The sequence below is a fragment of the Marivita sp. S6314 genome, assembly GCF_023015985.1.
Classification (GTDB): domain Bacteria; phylum Pseudomonadota; class Alphaproteobacteria; order Rhodobacterales; family Rhodobacteraceae; genus Marivita.
Genome location: NZ_JALKAO010000002.1, coordinates 43,955 through 59,710, shown reverse-complemented (window position 1 = coordinate 59,710; position 15,756 = coordinate 43,955). Strand labels below are relative to the sequence as shown.

Here is a 15,756-nt window from a genome sequence, read left to right as displayed (position 1 = left end):
CTGGGTATCGAACTGTGTTCCGGCACGGCTGTAAGTGCTGTCGGCTGCGGCCTGCGTACGAAATAGTGAATGCTTCAAGGCGCAGTTCTGGCTATGATGATTGTGTTACGCGCAATGTATTCCGGAGCTCAAAAGATGCTGACTCATTTCGGCCGACTGCTTTTTCTTCCGCTCATTATCATGCTGTCCTCAACCGTGATCGCAGTTGCAGGCCCCGAAAGGGTGGCCTTGGTGCTTGGGATGGCGGACTACGAGGCGATTACGCCACTGACCAACACCCGCAACGATGCCGAGGATCTGGCCGAAACGCTGACGGAGATCGGGTTTGATGTCACCCTTGGGATCGACCTCACCGAAGCCGAGCTTCGGGCAATGATGAAGGATTTTTCGTTCCGGTCCGAAACCGCCGATCTGGCCCTGATTTATTTTGCAGGCCATGGGATCGAAGTGCAGGGCGAAAACTTCCTCATTCCGATTGATGCGCGTCCAAGATCGAACCTTGATGTCCAGCGGCAGTCGGTGTCGCTGAAAGAACTGCTGAAGGTTGTCGAAAAAGCCCGTGTGATGCGGATCGTGATCCTCGACAGTTGCCGCGATAATCCGCTTGGCGGAAATATCGACACCGAAGCTGTCGTGGCCGAAGCGCTCGCGCAAACCGATCAGGCCACACGCGGGGCAGGGGGGCTGGCGCCTGCCAACCCGGATCGCGGTACGCTGGTGGCGTTTGCGGCGCGCGACGGGCAGGTTGCCTTGGATGGGACACGCGGCAACAGCCCATATGCGCGGGCGCTGATGGAAAAGATGTCCAAGCCGGGGTTGGAAATCAGCCTGATGTTCCGGCAAGTGCGCGATGCGGTCCTGCAGGAGACAGGCAACCTTCAGGAGCCTTACACCTATGGATCGCTGACCGGAAAGCCGTTTTACCTGAACGCGTCGCTTGAGGGCGAGCCGGATATCTCTGGCGGAGAGCCGTCGAAGACGTGGTCGAAGCTGCGCCCGGACCAGGAATCGCAACTGATGGCGCTGGCCAATCTGGGCGATACACGCTCGATGATCGGCTTGGCTTATATTCGGCTGAACCCCGATGATCAGCGCTTTGATCCCGCCAAGGCGGTTGAATTTCTGGAACGTGCGGTGGCGAAGGGATCGCCCGAGGCACAGATGGAATTGGCCAAGCTTTATGAGCAGGGCATCGGTGTCCAGGTCGATGAGGCGCGGGCGCTTGAGCTTTATCAGGCCGCTGCCGCGCAGGACTTCGCGGATGCGATCAATGATCTGGGATTTTTGCATTATCAGGGCGGGCTTGGCTTGCGTCCGAACCCGACCAAAGCCCTAGAGTTTTTTGAACGTGCGGCAGAACTTCGGCATCCTGAGGCGCAGTTCAATTTTGCCGCTTTGATCGACGATGGCCTGATTGCGGATAAAGGCCCGAAAGACGCGGCACGGTATCTTTACGAGGCGTTGCGCAGTGGCAGTCAGGATGTGTTGAACCTGCTGCTGGAACGGCCAACCATGTTTGCCCCGGAGACCCGGCGCGAGCTGCAAGCCCAACTTCAGGCCTACAACTTCTATGACGGATCGCTGGACGGCGACATCGGCCCGGGCACCAAGCGGGGCATTCGCGCGGCCTACGGATTGGAATAGATACGGATTGGAATAGAAAAGGCGCGCGGACAGCGGGTGCCTTGATCCGATCTTCTGCGTTTCGGCTGTTACCCCGAGCGCAGCAAGACTTTGTTTGATCCGACCGCCGCTGCGATGCGCTGGTAGTGAATCGCACGCGCCGCGTCCGAACTTGCGGAGCGCAGCAAGACGGTTTCTGCCTCTTCCAGAATATTGGCGGCCTGGCGGTTGATCTGCGGTGCCGCAGGGGCACGGACCGCAGCAATTGGTGGCGTGGAGACCGCCTGTCCACTGTCGGTTGTCAAACGGGCGCGCAACGATGGTTTCTGACGGTCAATGTTCTGACGGGTCAACCGATCCAGCTTTTTCGCGGCGTCCAACAGCGCATCGCGCGCCTCTTTGTAATCGCCATTGTTGGGAATATCCTTGGCCAATTCGCGATAGGTCGTCGCAAAACAGGACACGCGATATTCGTCACCCATAAATTCGCAAATGCGCTGGATCTGTTCGATCTGTCTGACGACCTGGCTTGTGCGGGCGGATGAGGCAGCCACGGCAGGGCCGCTGGTTGCGCCGGTGTTGGCAAAGTTGCCATCATCGCCGCCGCCACCTCCGCCACCAATGTCATCCCCGCCAACCTGCGCATATTGCGGGTAAAGCAGTTCCAGGGTCGTCGCAGGCGCAGTTTGGCGCGGGGCGTCCAGATGCGTTTGCGTCGCAGCCAGCAATGGTGTGGATATCAGGCTGAATACCACCGGTGTTCCGATCAATCGAATGGCTTTGGTTTTGAAATTCATTATCTTCGCGCTTTCTATGTGCGTGTCGGTAGAAACGGCAAAACGGGCCGTCTCGGGCGGTGTGGGTCACCCCGGTGTCGTTGCCCTTGGGTCACGATGCTATGGCGCGCTTGGGATCAAAGCAAGTTTGCAGTTCTGCGCCGGCGGTGTTGAAGGTGTTGTCAGGGCTAATCGGTGGTCGCCCGACACTCCTCAGACACAGGGTCACTGCGCAGACGTCGAGACAAAGAAATAGACCCATTCGCCTTTGAAATCCGCGTGTGTGTCGCGGGCAATCCGAACCTGCTCGCGCAGCCAATCCAGGTATGCATCGGCGGGTTCGATCAGCGCGCGGATGCCATCATAAAGCGGGACGGATGAGGCAAACGCGACGGCGATTTCCTGACCGTAGGGAGGGCCGATCTTGATGAACAGTCCCGGCTCACCGGGCGACAACGCACGATCTGACCCGATGCGCAGGGCGGCTTTGGCCGTGGTTTTGGTCAATGGGGTAAACTCGTTTGGCACAAGATGCAGAACGTTTCCGTCCGCATCAAAGTAATCCACATAGACAAAGGCGTCGTAATCCGCGCCTTGCAGGTCAAGCACCAAGGGCTGTCCATCCACATATTTAAATTCGACCGCGTGCGTATCGTCGCCCACCAGCAGCGGGTTCGTGATCTGGTCGGTGGATTGCGGCAAGCCGACCGTTGAAATGCCCGCCAGCGCGCCGCATTGCGGGCGCGGCAGGATCAACAAGTCCTCTTGCACCGCGATATCCGCACCCATTTGCTGTTGCATGACCGACAAAACGGTTCCACGCAGAGCGTCTTCGGGCACGTGCCCGGTCAGAATCAATGCGTTGACGTCCGGATCAAACCGCGCCTGTACACGCGAACAGGGAACGGCGCTCAGGGCGTTGGAAATGCCGTCGCGGACTTCGGCGGCGGACCCGGTTGGATCGTCAGGTTCCATGAAGCTCTGAAACGCCTGAAGCGAGACCGGATCGACCGGTCCGTTCTCCGACCCCGGAAAGGCAAGGGCCGCCTTGGCACGAGTCTGTGGTGGTGCGACGGACGTTGCGGTTTGGGGCGACGTGTCTGCCTGCCCAACGGCTTGCGCATCGGGTTGCACTGCGACCGCCTCGATGGACGGCGACACAACCTCGGACGGGGTTTCGGTTGGCATGGCGACCGTCACCGCTGTTGGCCTGTCGGTCGGCACCGAAACCGCCATCGTCGGCAATGCTGCGACAGAGGCAAGCACCGCCAGGTCCGGTTGGATCGCACCGACCGGCACGGCAGGCGCATCTGATGGCGCGGCTTTCAACGTCTCGGGTGCAAGAATTGGCTGCACGTCACCTATAGGGGCGTCTGTGGCGGCTAAGGATGTCGCGGCAAACGCGATTTCGGATGGTGTGGTTTGCGGCGCGTTCAGCGGTTGTGTCGCGGCAAGGTCGGGTTGCTCAGGCTGGATCGCGGCTCCCGCCAGTGTTTGCGCCGCCGCGTTTTCTGTTGGCGTGTCGACCGCAGACAGGTCAGCGGCGGGCGCATCGAGGGGCGTAACCCGCGATGTAGGGATGCTCGATTGACCTGCCGGTGCGGTCTCAAGATCGCTGTTCTGCACGCTTTGACCGTCTGGTGTGGCTTCCTCTGCTTGACTGCGTTCGACCTGATAGGTTGACAATTGCAATTCGGTCTGCGGGGTGGGCTGCACCGGCACATCATCGGGATCAATCGCCCAGATCAAGACACCTGCGGCGGCCACGTGAAGCCCGATGGATGCTGCCCCGGAGGCCGCCCATATCAGCGGTGACGTCTTCATTGCACCGGCGGCGCGGTTTCTGGTGTGACGACAAGCACAACATCCTGCGCACCCAGAGACTCAATCCGGGACACCAGCGGCAAGACGTGGCGCAGTTCCGTCGCGCGGTGTGCGTTGACCCGGATCAGAACGCCGGGATCTGTGGCGATTACCGACGCCAAAGCGTCTTCCGCCGCCACGCGGTCAAGAAGCTGTCCGTCCAACGCGAGGGTACCATCTGCAGAGATGGACACCGTGACGCCACCAGCGGGCATATCCGCACCGCTGCCTGCCGTGGGCGGCGTGACGTCAAACGGGGCCGTGGCATCCATCCGTCCGATCAGCATGAAAAAGACCAGTAGAAAGAAAACCACGTCGATCAGCGCAACGATTGTTTCGGGCGGTTGCCGGGACGGGGCGCGGGTCAGTTTCATTCCAGCGCCTCAAGCCGCACGACACGCACATTGCGCGCGCCTGCTTGTGTGGCGCTGTCCATGACAGACACCAGCGCCTGCATATCAGCCGCGCCGGACGGCAGGATCAGGATGCGCAGGTTCGGGTCAGCGTCCAGTCTGCTGGCGATCATGCGCGACAGGTCAGACAGGCCAAAGGCGCGCCCGCGAATGGTTGGGAGGCCATCCGCGCCAATGCGGATCATGACGGCGCTGCCGGGGGCGGTCTCTGCGCTTTGGGGCTGGGACAGGGAGTCGTCCCCTGCATCGACGGCGGGGATCATATCCAGATTGAGATAGGTCGAGGTCACCATGAAGAACACAAGCAAGATCAGCATGACGTCGATCATCGGCACCAGCGAGATGACCGCTTTTGGCGGTTTCGGTCTGGACAACGTGACGACGCTTGGATCAGACATTGGCCCCGTTCACTTTTGCGGTTGATCCACGATCAACATTAGCTGCGCAACCGCACCTTCAATCAGCTGCGCCCCCCGTTCGGCCCGTGCAGAGAGCAAGGATGCACCCACTGCTGCAGGAATGGCCACAAGCAGCCCTGCCGCCGTGGTCAGCAAGGCCTGCCAGATGCCGCCAGCCAGAACCGACGCATTCGCCGCGCCTTCGGCCAGTTCCAGTTCCTGAAAGGACTGGATCATGCCCAACACGGTGCCGAGCAGGCCAAGCAGTGGCGAGATCATGGCGATCAGTTCCAGGACCCTGATCTTGCTGGTCATCTGCGTCAGCTCTTCATTGCCGCGCCGCAGAAGTTCGGTCATCAGCGGTTGCCCGGAATACCCCTTGCCGGTTGCGTGAATGGCATAGGCCAGAACCCGGTCGGCCGGAGCCGTGCCGGACTTGACCTTGGTTTCGGCACCCGCCAAGTCGCCATCTTCGACCAGCTTGAGCGCCGCATCCCGCCCCGCTTCGCCAGAGGTGACAGGACGCAACTGGAGGACCTTCATGACGATCAGCCCCAGCGACAGCAGGGACAAAGCCAGCAGCAGCAAGATGATCGGCCCGCCGGTCCCGATGTTTTCAAACATGGCACCCATGCTTACTTGACCAGCGCTGCGTTGGTTTTGCTGCCAAGCTCAATGAACGCAAAGCAATCGGCATCGGGTTCGTTCTGCGGTTTGCACACCGGCATGTCGTGCAGAACAATTTCGGAAATATTCGCGCAGTCCGTTTCGGGAATCGCAAAGAGTTTCAGGGTTGTTCGCTGAACCGGAAGCGGCGCAGCATCAATTGACAATAACCGGTCGATCACGCCGTTCGCGTCCAAAACGGCCAGGCTCATTTCGAAGCCTTCGAAACTCTTACCGGTCTGATTACGAAACAGGAAATAGGCTTGGCATCCCCCTCCATCCGCGGTTTCGAATTTGTTCAACTCCACGCCCAGCGTTCCCGATTGCGCAACGGTTTGAGATGCGGGAAGGCTCATCAGCGCGGCGCAGGTGATCGACAAAATTCGGTTCATGAAATTCTCCCATTTTTCGACTTCTGGCATCGCGAGGCACGTCATTCAGGTGCCGGGTGCGATGCTGTGCGTTCTACAGGAAGGGACGTCTGAGAGGGCAATTCCAAGCGCCATGCGGGAATGGTCGGTTGGGGCTCAATGCGTTCTTCTGCAATGCCGTGCAGCAAACGCGAGATCGCAGAGTCGGTCAAGGCTGGGCATTCGCGATGTACGAGGCGCGTGGTTCACGGGGTTTGTGAAAAACGATTTAGTGTGTGACCTTTGCAGGTGCCGCAGAACCGGATCGAAAGGATGACCGCAGCATGCACCCTCAGTTGGATACCCTGGACGCGGTGCGCGTTCACTACGACGTTTTGCGAGACCGATTGATGACGGAAGTCGATAGGATCGTTCAGGAGCTGACCAAAACATCCCGCAGAAATACATCGACGCTGCACGCCGCCAGCACGACAATTGACGGACTGTGCCGGGACTACCAGACGTTCATGATGCAGGTAAGCGCCTTGCGGGTCCGGGAAGAGGCAACCTGTTCAGACCGGGGGGATCTGCTGTCGATGCGCCACGCCTGGGGAGAGGTCACAGCGCGGACCGGTCTGTTTCAGCAAGAGATCAATCGCTGGCGTGAATACAGGGAACTGGTGCACCAGCAGATCAAACCCAAGCGGACAAAGCTGTACCATCCGGATGAAAAGCTTCACGGCAACACGCTGTCCCAAACGCTGGCAAGCGATGATATCTTCGACAAGCTGCACGCGATGATCAATCCGCAGCCGCAATCGGATGCCGCCTCGGATCACGCGTGTTTTCCGGATATCGGCTTGTCCAATAGTGTGTTCCACCAGCATCTGCATGCCGCCTACCGCCTATTGCTGGCGCAGCGGCGTCAGGGCCCGATCCGGTTTCTGGATGTCGGCTGTGGGGCAGGGCTGAAAGTGTACACCGCCCTTCGGTATTTCGACGAGGCACAGGGGTTCGATTTTGACGCGGGCTATGTCGAGGCGGGCAAGCGGTTTCTCGCGCTGGACAATGAGGCGAACGCGGAGATTTTCGAACAGGACGCGCTGACTTACGACAGCTACGCGGATTTCGACGTGATCTATTTCTATCGTCCCGCGCGCGATTTCGATGTGCTGTCTGAAATGGAAGACCGGATTGTCGACCTGTCCAAGCCGGGCACGGTTCTGATCGCGCCTTACGAACGGTTTTCGTCGCGTTTCGAAGACCTGGGATGTGGGCAAGTAGATGGGCACGTGTACCTGTCGCACACAAGCCAAAGGCAGGCAGACGTATGGCGGCGAAAGGCAGAATTGATCGGGCAGTACGTTTTGAAAGACCCCGAATCCCCGCTGCGCACGATCTGGAGTCCGATTGCAGACGTGTCGCGTCAGAACGGGTATGACCTTCGCGGGGCGTACAAGAAACCGAGATACTAAGTCCGTTTTGCGCCACTTCGGATTTTTATCCAGCAGCGGCTTCAGCGCCCTTTTTCTCAGGCCTGCGACGACCGTTGGTCAGGGGCGTATCCGGAAAGAGTCTCGTTGATGCTTCTTTTTTCTAGATTTTTCACGAGGACTTGATAGCATTCCGTAGCGTTAGTTTGTGAATTCAACTTTTCAAATTTTTTTGTACCGGAAGTGACCACTTTGTCTGATCTGTTTGTGACCCACGGAGACGAAAGCCCGAGTGGGGAAAATCTTGAATATGATCCCGCCTTCACCGCGATGGAACTCGCGGCGCAGCCCGAAGAGGAACGGCAGGCGGGTGACACGATTGTCGAGGGCAAAGACCCGGATTTCAAAGACCTGGCCGAAAAAGCGCGCGCCGTTCTGGAGCAAAGCCACGATATCCGCGCCGCGGTTCATCTGGCGAACAGTCAACTTAGATTGGCGGGGCTGGAAGGGTTTGCTGAAACGGTAAAGTACATCCGCTTCTGCCTCGAAGATCATTGGGACACGTGCCACCCGCAACTTGACGACGAAGATGACGATGATCCGACCATGCGGATCAACGCGGTCACCAATCTCGCTGAACGTGCCACCGTTCTGCGCAGCCTCCAGCGGGCAACGCCACTCACGGAAAGCCGCGCCTTTGGGCGGATCACCCTGCGCGACATCGAAGTGGCAAACGGATTGGCCGAAGCCGGTGAGGAAGAAGAGATCCGGTCCACGAGCGACATCGAAGCCGCGTTCATGGATACGGACGATGAAAAGCTGAAAGCGTTTCACGAAGCGGCGCAAGCCGCGTTTCAGGATGTCGTGGCCATTGACGCGATTTTCTCGGAACGCACCCCGGGCTACGGGCCATCGCTTGACGCGCTTCAGGTGACTTTGAAGTCCATCGTCGACACTCTGGCCAATTCCGTCGGTGCAGAGGTCACCGAGGACGAAGCCGAAGGTGACGCAGGCGACGCACCCGCCGGGCCGCAAGCCAAGGCGGCGGGCGGCGCACCGGGGCAGATCACGACACGCTCGGATGTGGCTGCCGCGTTGGACAAGATCATCGAATTTTATGCGCGCAACGAACCGTCCAGCCCGATTCCAGTCTTGTTGAAACGGGCACGGCGTCTGATCGGCGCGGATTTTATGACGATTATCAACGATATGGCGCCACTTGGTGTCGAAAACGTACAGCTAGTCGGAGGAGTCGAAGAGGAAGAAGAAGCCTACGAATAGATATTGCGTTGGTGCACGGTCACCTGTGTGGCCGAAAAACGAATAACAAATTTAGCCAGTCGTAACGGGGAGACCATATGTCCAGTTCACAAAAATTCATTGCGAGAAATCGCGCCCCAAGGGTGCAGATCGAGTACGACGTCGAGTTGTACGGAGCGCAGAAAAAAGTTCAGTTGCCGTTTGTTATGGGTGTCATGTCGGATTTGGTTGGCAAATCCGAAGTCGAGCAACCGGGTGTTGCCGACAGGAAGTTCCTGGAAATCGATGTCGACAATTTCGACGACCGCATGAAGGCCATGAAGCCGCGCGTCGCGTTTTCTGTTCCGAACAAGCTGACCGGAGAGGGCAATCTTTCGGTCGATGTGTCGTTCGAAAGCATGGATGATTTCTCACCAGGGGCCATCGCGCAAAAGGTCGAGCCACTGAAAAAGCTTCTGGATGCGCGCAACGAGTTGTCGAACCTGATGACATACATGGACGGCAAGCCCGGCGCGGAAAACCTGATTTCCGAAGCGATGAATGATCCGGCACTGCTCAAAACGCTGGCGGCGCAAGCAGCGCCTTCGGATGACGGCGATGCCGCCAAGGACGAGGAGTAAAGCATGGCTGAGGAAGCAACAGCAGTCGAAGGCGGCGCAGAGGCCACCCAGACATCCGATTCCGACTTTGCCAGTCTTCTGGAAAAAGAGTTCAAACCGCGGACGGACACGGCAAAATCTGCCGTCGAATCCGCTGTAACCACGCTTGCGCAGCAAGCACTGGAAAACGCCTCTCTGATTTCAGAAGACGTATTGCTTTCACTGGAAGCAATGGTCGCGGAAATTGATCGGAAGTTGAGCGAACAGGTCAACGAGATCATCCACCACAACGAGTATCAAGAGCTTGAAAGCGCGTGGCGTGGTCTGCATTTCCTGGTGAACAACACCGAAACCGACGAGATGCTGAAAATCCGCGTGATGAGCATTTCCAAGAAAGAACTGCACAAGACACTGCGCAAGTTCAAAGGCACGGCCTGGGATCAGTCGCCGATCTTCAAAAAGCTCTACGGCGAAGAATACGACCAGATCGGGGGCGAACCTTACGGGTGCCTCGTCGGGGATTACTACTTTGACCACACGCCGCCTGATGTTGAATTGCTGGGGGAAATGGCGAAAATCGGTGCTGCGGCACACGCGCCATTCATCTCGGCGGCGGCACCGTCACTCATGCAGTTCGAAAGCTGGGGTGAATTGTCCAATCCGCGCGATCTGACAAAGATCTTCCAGACGCCGGAATATGCCGGATGGCGGAGCCTTCGGGACAGCGAGGACAGCAAGTACATCGGTCTCGCAATGCCCAAGTTTTTGGGCCGCAATGTCTATGGCGCGAAGTCCAATCCGGTCGAGGAATTCGCCTTCGAAGAAGATGTCGGCGATGGGGATTCTTCGAAGTTTGCCTGGGTCAACGCGGCTTACGGCATGGCGATGAACATCAACCGGTCGTTCAAAGAGTATGGCTGGTGCAGCCGGATCCGCGGCGTTGAATCCGGCGGGACGCTTGAGGGTTTGCCAACCCACACCTTCCCAACCGATGACGGTGGGGTCGACATGAAGTGTCCAACCGAGGTGACCATTGGCGACCGTCGTGAAGCCGAATTGGCCAAGGCGGGTCTGATGCCGTTGCTGCACCGGAAAAACACCGATGTGGCGTCGTTCATCGGCGCGCAATCGCTGCAGAAACCGGCGGTGTACGACGATCCGGATGCAACGTCGAATGCCAACCTTGCCGCGCGCCTACCGTATCTTTTTGCAACCTGCCGGTTTGCGCATTACCTCAAATGTATGGTGCGTGACAAAGTCGGGTCGTTCAAAGAACGTGCCGACATGGAGCGTTGGTTGAACGAATGGATCACCCAATACGTTGACGGCAGCCCCGAAACCTCGACCGAGCGGACGAAAGCGGAAAAACCGTTGGCGGCTGCTGAAGTCGTGGTCCAGGCCGATCCAGAAAACCCGGGGTACTATAAGTCGCAGTTCTTCCTGCGGCCCCATTATCAGTTGGAAGGTTTGTCAGTCTCGCTGCGGCTGGTCTCCAAGCTGCCATCTGAAAAGGAATAAAGCGGCGCCCGAGGCGCGGTGGTGCCTCGGGTATTATTTTGACAGCGGAAGAACATCCGCACCTAGAGAAAGGAAATTATCATGGCTGTTGATCAGTTTTTAAAGCTTGGTGCCCTGAAAGGTGAATCCAAGGACCAAAAAAAGAAGGGTGAAATTGACGTCCTGGCGTGGTCGTGGGGGATGAGCCAAACTGGTAGCTGGCACACCGGTGGCGGTGGCGGTGCAGGCAAGGCCAATTTCCAGGATCTTTCGGTGACATGTTACATCGAAAACGGAACGGCCGGTATTATGCAGAAATGCGGAAACGGGGATCATTTCGCAGACGCTACACTGACCGTTCGAAAAGCCGGCAAAAAGCCTTTGGAATATCTCATCATCAAGATGAAGAAGGTGATGGTCACATCCGTGTCGTTGGGCGGATCTGGCGGTGAAGAGCGTCTGACACAAAATATGACGCTCAATTTTGCCGAAGTCGAGGTTCTCTACAAAGAGCAAATGGATGACGGCAGCGGCGGTGCTGACAAAAAGTTCGCCTACAATATCGAAACGAACGAAGACAAGAGCTAACGCAAGCCCCGCTGGCTTTTCGCCAGCGGGGACACGCCGGTTATTCGGAGAGTTCCGTTGACAGACACACCCCAGGACTTCCTCAAGGCCGGAGACCTCAACGGCACTCTTACAAGCCTTCAGAATCTTATTCGCGCCAAACCCGAAGATGCCAAACTGCGTATCTTTCTTTTCCAGTTGCTCTGCGTCATGGGCGACTGGAAGCGCGCGATCACACAGCTAAAGCTGTGCGCCCAACTGGACGCCTCGGCGCTTCCAATGGCGCAAACCTACCGCGAGGCAATCATCTGCGAAGTGTTCCGCGAGAAAGTGTTCGCAGGAGAAAAAGACCCGCTGATCTTTGGCCAACCGCAGGATTGGGTGGCGTTGCTGGCAGAGGCTCTTAAGGCGCAAGCCGAAGGCAACGCGGAACATGCGGCACGGCTGCGCGACGACGCTTTTGACAAGGCACCCGCGACCTCGGGCGAGCTTGATGGACAAGAATTCGAGTGGATCGCCGATGCAGATATGCGGTTTGGTCCGATCCTCGAAATCATTATTAATGGAAAATACTTCTGGATGCCGTTCAATGCGCTGGCAACGTTGCAACTGGATCCGCCCGAAGATCTGCGGGACACGGTTTGGACGGCTGCCAACCTGACACTCGCCAATGGCGGAGAGTTGGTGGGGTTGATCCCCACGCGGTACGCAGGCACGGCAGAGCGCGGGACCGACGCAATGCGCCTGTCGCGCGTCACAGAATGGGAAGATTTGGGTCACGATACCTTTGCCGGTCTCGGGCAGCGTTTGCTGACGACAAACGAAGCCGATGTGCCCTTGATGGATGCGCGGTTGTTCAGGTTCAACACGACCGAAGCCGAAGACACAGGTGGAGCTGCCGCGGATGGCTGACCGTACGCTCACAGAGCGTCTGCAGCCTTCCATCCTTGACAGATTGACAGACGAAGACCCCACCGACACCAAAGAAAGCGGGTCGGAACGCGTGATTGACATCCGCCGGTTGAGGGAAATCATTCAAAGGGATCTGTCCTGGCTGCTGAACACCGGTAACCTCGACTCTGAAATTGATCCCGAAGCTTACCCGCATGCGCGCCGCTCTGTCCTGAACTACGGTGTGCCCGATGCGACCGGCGATTTCGCGAGCAAGCGGCGTGCCGAGGATGTGCGAGACGCAATCCAGCGGGCGGTCGAACTGTTTGAACCACGCATCATCAACGGGAGCCTGAACGTTGTCAGCCGGACCGACGATGCCAAAGACGAACCGGTGATCGTGTTCGATATCCTTGCGGATATGTGGGCCCAACCGTTGCCCGCCGAACTGTACCTCAGAAGTCAGTTCGACACGACCACCGGGGAAATCACCCTTGAGCGCGGGTCCTGACGATTATGGATACCCGGCTGCTCAGACACTACGAAACCGAACTCGCTTTCCTGCGGGAAATGGGCGCAGAGTTTGCCAAGAGCTATCCCAAGATTGCATCCCGTCTTGGGATGGATGGGCTTGAAATCCTTGACCCGTATGTCGAGCGTCTTCTTGAAGGCACCGCCTTTTTGACCGCGCGCGTCCAGCTTGAGCTGGAACAGCAATATCCTGCGTTCACAAGCCATCTGCTGGATGTCGTCTTCCCGCATTTTCTGGCACCAACCCCGTCAATGACCATCGCGGAACTGACCCCGGACATTGAAAACGCGGATCTGGTCGATGGGTACACGCTGCCAAGGCAGTCCACGCTGCGGTCCAAGAAAGTTCCGGGGGCGCAGAAGGCCTGCCAATTCAAAACGTCGCAAGACGTGGACCTGTGGCCGCTGCAGGTCTCCGAGGCGGAATATGTCGACGGTCGCGGGGCGCTTGTTGCGGCGGGGATCGCGGTGGACAAATCCGCCCGCGCCGCAATCCGTCTGCGCCTGACACGTCATGGCGACATGCCCATTGCGGAATTGCCGATCGACAAACTGACGCTGTTCCTCGGAGGGCAGGGCAGTATCGGCTGGACCTTGCTGGAAATGCTGTGCGCGAAACCGGCAACCGTGGTGGCCCGTTCGATTGATCGCCGGGATGACTGGGTTGTGCCGCTCAAAACGCCGGTGCGTTTGCGCGGGTTGGACCGGGACGAGGCATTGCTTCCTACACCCCGGCCTTCGTTCGACGGTTACCGTTTGCTGCAGGAATTTTTTGCCATGCCCGAACGGAACCTCTTTATCGAGGTGTCGGGCCTGCAGGACGCTGTATCCCGGGCGAAGGGGAACAGCGTGGACGTGTACCTGTTGCTACGCGAAAACAAACCGGACATCGCGCCCAATATCTCTCCCGAAGCGTTCCGGCCGTACTGTGTGCCGGCGATCAATCTGTTTCACAAGCGGTGTGACCGCGTTCCGGTGACGCCGCGCGTGACCGAATACCATCTTGTGCCGGACAGGACCGCCCCGAAAGACTTCGAGGTTTTTTCAATTTCGAGCGTCACCGGCATGAGCCGAGAGGGCGTCGACGATATCGACCTCACCGCGTTCTATTCGTCCGACGAACTGACCGCAGCAGGTGGCGGGGGCAGTGCGTATTTCACGCACAAGCGCCATTTGCGGCAGCGCAGCGAGGCCGAGACATTGCGCGGCATGCGCACCAATTACCTGGGCTCGGAAAGCTACCTGTCCGTTGTCGACGCAAACGAGGCACCGTACCCGGCAAAGCTCAGCCAACTTGCCGTGGACGCGATGGTCACGAACCGGGATCTGCCCATGTTGCTGCCCAACGGTGTGGACAATGTCTTTCACCTGCCCGACGGCGGACCGGTGTCCAATATCCGCACGCTGATCGGGCCGACAAAGCCGCGCACTTGTATTGCCCAAGGCGATGCTGCCTGGCGTGCCATCAGCCATCTGAGCCTGAACTACCTGTCAATTTCGGATGATGCCGGCGCAGAAGGGGGCGGGGCCGCCGCGCTGCGCGAGATCATCGGGCTGTACACGCCCATCGGCGACCGCGCGCTGGAACAGCAGATCGAGGGCATAGTGTCGGTGACAACCCGGCCAATTGTGCGCCGGATGCATGACGGTGTCCTGTCCACAGCCGTGCGCGGGCAGGAAATCACGCTGGAATTTGACGAAACCCTGTTCGAGGGCAGTTCGGTCTTTGCCCTTGCGACGGTCCTGGAGCGCTTCTTCCAGAAGTATTCCACAATAAACAGCTTCACCGAAACGGTGTTGAAATCCCAACAGAGAGGAGAGATCACGAGATGGTCACCAAGGATGGGGGCGAACCGCGTGATCTGACCCATCTTGAGGGGCTGGTCCGCGACCCGAAATCTCATCATATTTTCCAAGCAATGCGTATCCTTGAGGCGCAGCTCGGAGACACACCACGGTTCGGTGAATCGCGTCGTCCGCGGCAGGACAAGGTGCGGTTCGGGCAGGAACCCTACCTTGGGTTTCCGCCGTCCACGATCTCTGATCTTGAACCGCAAAAAGGCGATCAGCCGCAAAAGCTGGTCAATCTGTTCTTCGGGTTCTTTGGCCCCCATGGTCCGCTCCCGCTGCACCTGACCGAATACGCGCGCAGCCGAAGGGTGCACCACAGGGATCCGACCTTTGTGGCCTTTGCGGATATGCTCACGCATCGGGTCATGAGCCTGCTATATCGGGCCTGGGTGCGCGGACATCCGACGGCGGCGTTCGACCGGGGCGACAATTCCGAAACGGAAACCAAGATTGCAGCGCTTGGCGGGTATCACGGCGAACACCTCAGAAGCCGCGATGCCATGCCGGATCTGGCCAAACGCCACTATGCCGGGTTGCTCTCTGCGGGCCCCAGAAATGCAGAGGGACTCGTGGCGATCCTGAACGGCTTCTTTGATGCCGATGTGTCGCTGGAAGAATTTGTGGGTGAATGGCTCACTCTGGAACCTGATGACCGCTGGATCCTCAGCGGGGCCGGGGGATTGGGCCAAACGACCTGTGTCGGGGAACGGGTGTGGTCGCATTCCTCCAAATTCAGGCTTCGGATCGGGCCCCTGTCGCTTGAAGACTACAAGAAATTCCTGCCGGGCACACCTGCGCTCAACCGCCTGCGTGCCATCGTAAAGAACTATATCGGAGATCAATTCGATTGGGACGTGAACCTTGTTCTGAAAGGGGAAGACGTTCCGCAAGCCCAGTTGGGCAGCACCACCCAGTTGGGTCTGACCAGTTGGGTCGGCTCGGAAGACCACCCGCCGGAAGTGGCGGATTTGTACCTGATACCATTGCTTCAAATTCCGTTGAACGAGGCGCTTGCCGCCTGACGAATAATTGTGTCGC

The 15,756-nt window shown here is 58.4% G+C and carries 16 protein-coding genes; 10 read left to right on the top strand and 6 right to left on the bottom strand.

Annotated features, from left to right (window positions below; all coding sequences use genetic code 11):
- The first annotated feature begins 69 nt into the window (after nt 1-69).
- Nucleotides 70-1,644, top strand: a complete 1,575-nt coding sequence (locus MWU54_RS04675) for a caspase family protein (RefSeq protein WP_348647603.1) — start codon at nt 70-72, stop codon at nt 1,642-1,644.
- Between the two features lie 68 nt (nt 1,645-1,712).
- Here MWU54_RS04675 and MWU54_RS04670 read toward each other — a convergent pair whose 3' ends face one another.
- The 6 genes from MWU54_RS04670 to MWU54_RS04645 form a co-directional block, all read right to left on the bottom strand.
- The gene (locus tag MWU54_RS04670) at nt 1,713-2,420 is read right to left on the bottom strand and encodes a hypothetical protein (RefSeq protein ID WP_247081117.1); all 708 of its coding nucleotides are present in this window, start codon (nt 2,418-2,420) and stop codon (nt 1,713-1,715) included.
- A gap of 204 nt (nt 2,421-2,624) precedes the next feature.
- Nucleotides 2,625-4,223 (bottom strand): DUF4384 domain-containing protein, encoded by a 1,599-nt coding sequence (locus MWU54_RS04665; protein ID WP_247081116.1) that lies wholly within the window; start codon nt 4,221-4,223, stop codon nt 2,625-2,627.
- Nucleotides 4,220-4,636 (bottom strand): biopolymer transporter ExbD, encoded by a 417-nt coding sequence (locus MWU54_RS04660; RefSeq protein ID WP_247081115.1) that lies wholly within the window; start codon nt 4,634-4,636, stop codon nt 4,220-4,222. Before MWU54_RS04660 ends, MWU54_RS04665 begins: the two co-directional genes overlap by 4 nt.
- On the bottom strand, nt 4,633-5,073 hold the full coding sequence (locus MWU54_RS04655; RefSeq protein WP_247081114.1) for a biopolymer transporter ExbD: 441 nt from the start codon (nt 5,071-5,073) through the stop codon (nt 4,633-4,635). The genes MWU54_RS04660 and MWU54_RS04655 overlap by 4 nt, the downstream gene beginning before the upstream one ends.
- A 9-nt stretch (nt 5,074-5,082) precedes the next feature.
- The gene (locus MWU54_RS04650; protein ID WP_348647602.1) at nt 5,083-5,697 is read right to left on the bottom strand and encodes a MotA/TolQ/ExbB proton channel family protein; all 615 of its coding nucleotides are present in this window, start codon (nt 5,695-5,697) and stop codon (nt 5,083-5,085) included.
- 11 nt (nt 5,698-5,708) lie between these two features.
- A complete protein-coding gene (locus MWU54_RS04645) occupies nt 5,709-6,131 on the bottom strand; it encodes a hypothetical protein (protein WP_247081111.1) in 423 nt (140 codons plus the stop codon).
- Between the two features lie 368 nt (nt 6,132-6,499).
- On the opposite strand from MWU54_RS04645, the gene MWU54_RS04640 reads away from it, so the two are divergent.
- The 9 genes from MWU54_RS04640 to tssG all read left to right on the top strand — a co-directional run bounded on the left by MWU54_RS04640 (nt 6,500) and on the right by tssG (nt 15,740).
- On the top strand, nt 6,500-7,564 hold the full coding sequence (locus MWU54_RS04640; RefSeq protein WP_247081109.1) for a class I SAM-dependent methyltransferase: 1,065 nt from the start codon (nt 6,500-6,502) through the stop codon (nt 7,562-7,564).
- Nucleotides 7,565-7,774: 210 nt separating this feature from the next.
- Nucleotides 7,775-8,803, top strand: coding sequence for a type VI secretion system protein TssA (tssA, locus tag MWU54_RS04635; RefSeq protein ID WP_247081107.1), 1,029 nt, complete (start codon nt 7,775-7,777; stop codon nt 8,801-8,803).
- Between the two features lie 77 nt (nt 8,804-8,880).
- A complete protein-coding gene (gene tssB / locus MWU54_RS04630) occupies nt 8,881-9,402 on the top strand; it encodes a type VI secretion system contractile sheath small subunit (protein WP_247081106.1) in 522 nt (173 codons plus the stop codon).
- Nucleotides 9,403-9,405: 3 nt separating this feature from the next.
- Nucleotides 9,406-10,899 (top strand): type VI secretion system contractile sheath large subunit, encoded by a 1,494-nt coding sequence (gene tssC / locus MWU54_RS04625; protein ID WP_247081105.1) that lies wholly within the window; start codon nt 9,406-9,408, stop codon nt 10,897-10,899.
- 81 nt (nt 10,900-10,980) lie between these two features.
- Nucleotides 10,981-11,466: a type VI secretion system tube protein Hcp gene (locus MWU54_RS04620; protein WP_247081104.1), complete on the top strand. Its 486-nt coding sequence runs from the start codon at nt 10,981-10,983 to the stop codon at nt 11,464-11,466.
- A 57-nt stretch (nt 11,467-11,523) separates the two neighbouring features.
- Nucleotides 11,524-12,357 (top strand): type VI secretion system accessory protein TagJ, encoded by an 834-nt coding sequence (locus tag MWU54_RS04615; RefSeq protein ID WP_247081103.1) that lies wholly within the window; start codon nt 11,524-11,526, stop codon nt 12,355-12,357.
- Nucleotides 12,350-12,847 carry a type VI secretion system baseplate subunit TssE gene (gene tssE / locus MWU54_RS04610; RefSeq protein ID WP_247081102.1) on the top strand — a complete coding sequence of 166 codons (498 nt, stop codon included), beginning with the start codon at nt 12,350-12,352 and terminating at the stop codon, nt 12,845-12,847. The genes MWU54_RS04615 and tssE overlap by 8 nt, the downstream gene beginning before the upstream one ends.
- Before the next feature lie 5 nt (nt 12,848-12,852).
- The gene (gene tssF, locus MWU54_RS04605) at nt 12,853-14,733 is read left to right on the top strand and encodes a type VI secretion system baseplate subunit TssF (protein WP_247081101.1); all 1,881 of its coding nucleotides are present in this window, start codon (nt 12,853-12,855) and stop codon (nt 14,731-14,733) included.
- Entirely contained in the window at nt 14,697-15,740 is a 1,044-nt protein-coding gene (gene tssG, locus MWU54_RS04600; protein ID WP_247081099.1) for a type VI secretion system baseplate subunit TssG, read from the top strand. The genes tssF and tssG overlap by 37 nt, the downstream gene beginning before the upstream one ends.
- Nucleotides 15,741-15,756: the final 16 nt, after the last annotated feature.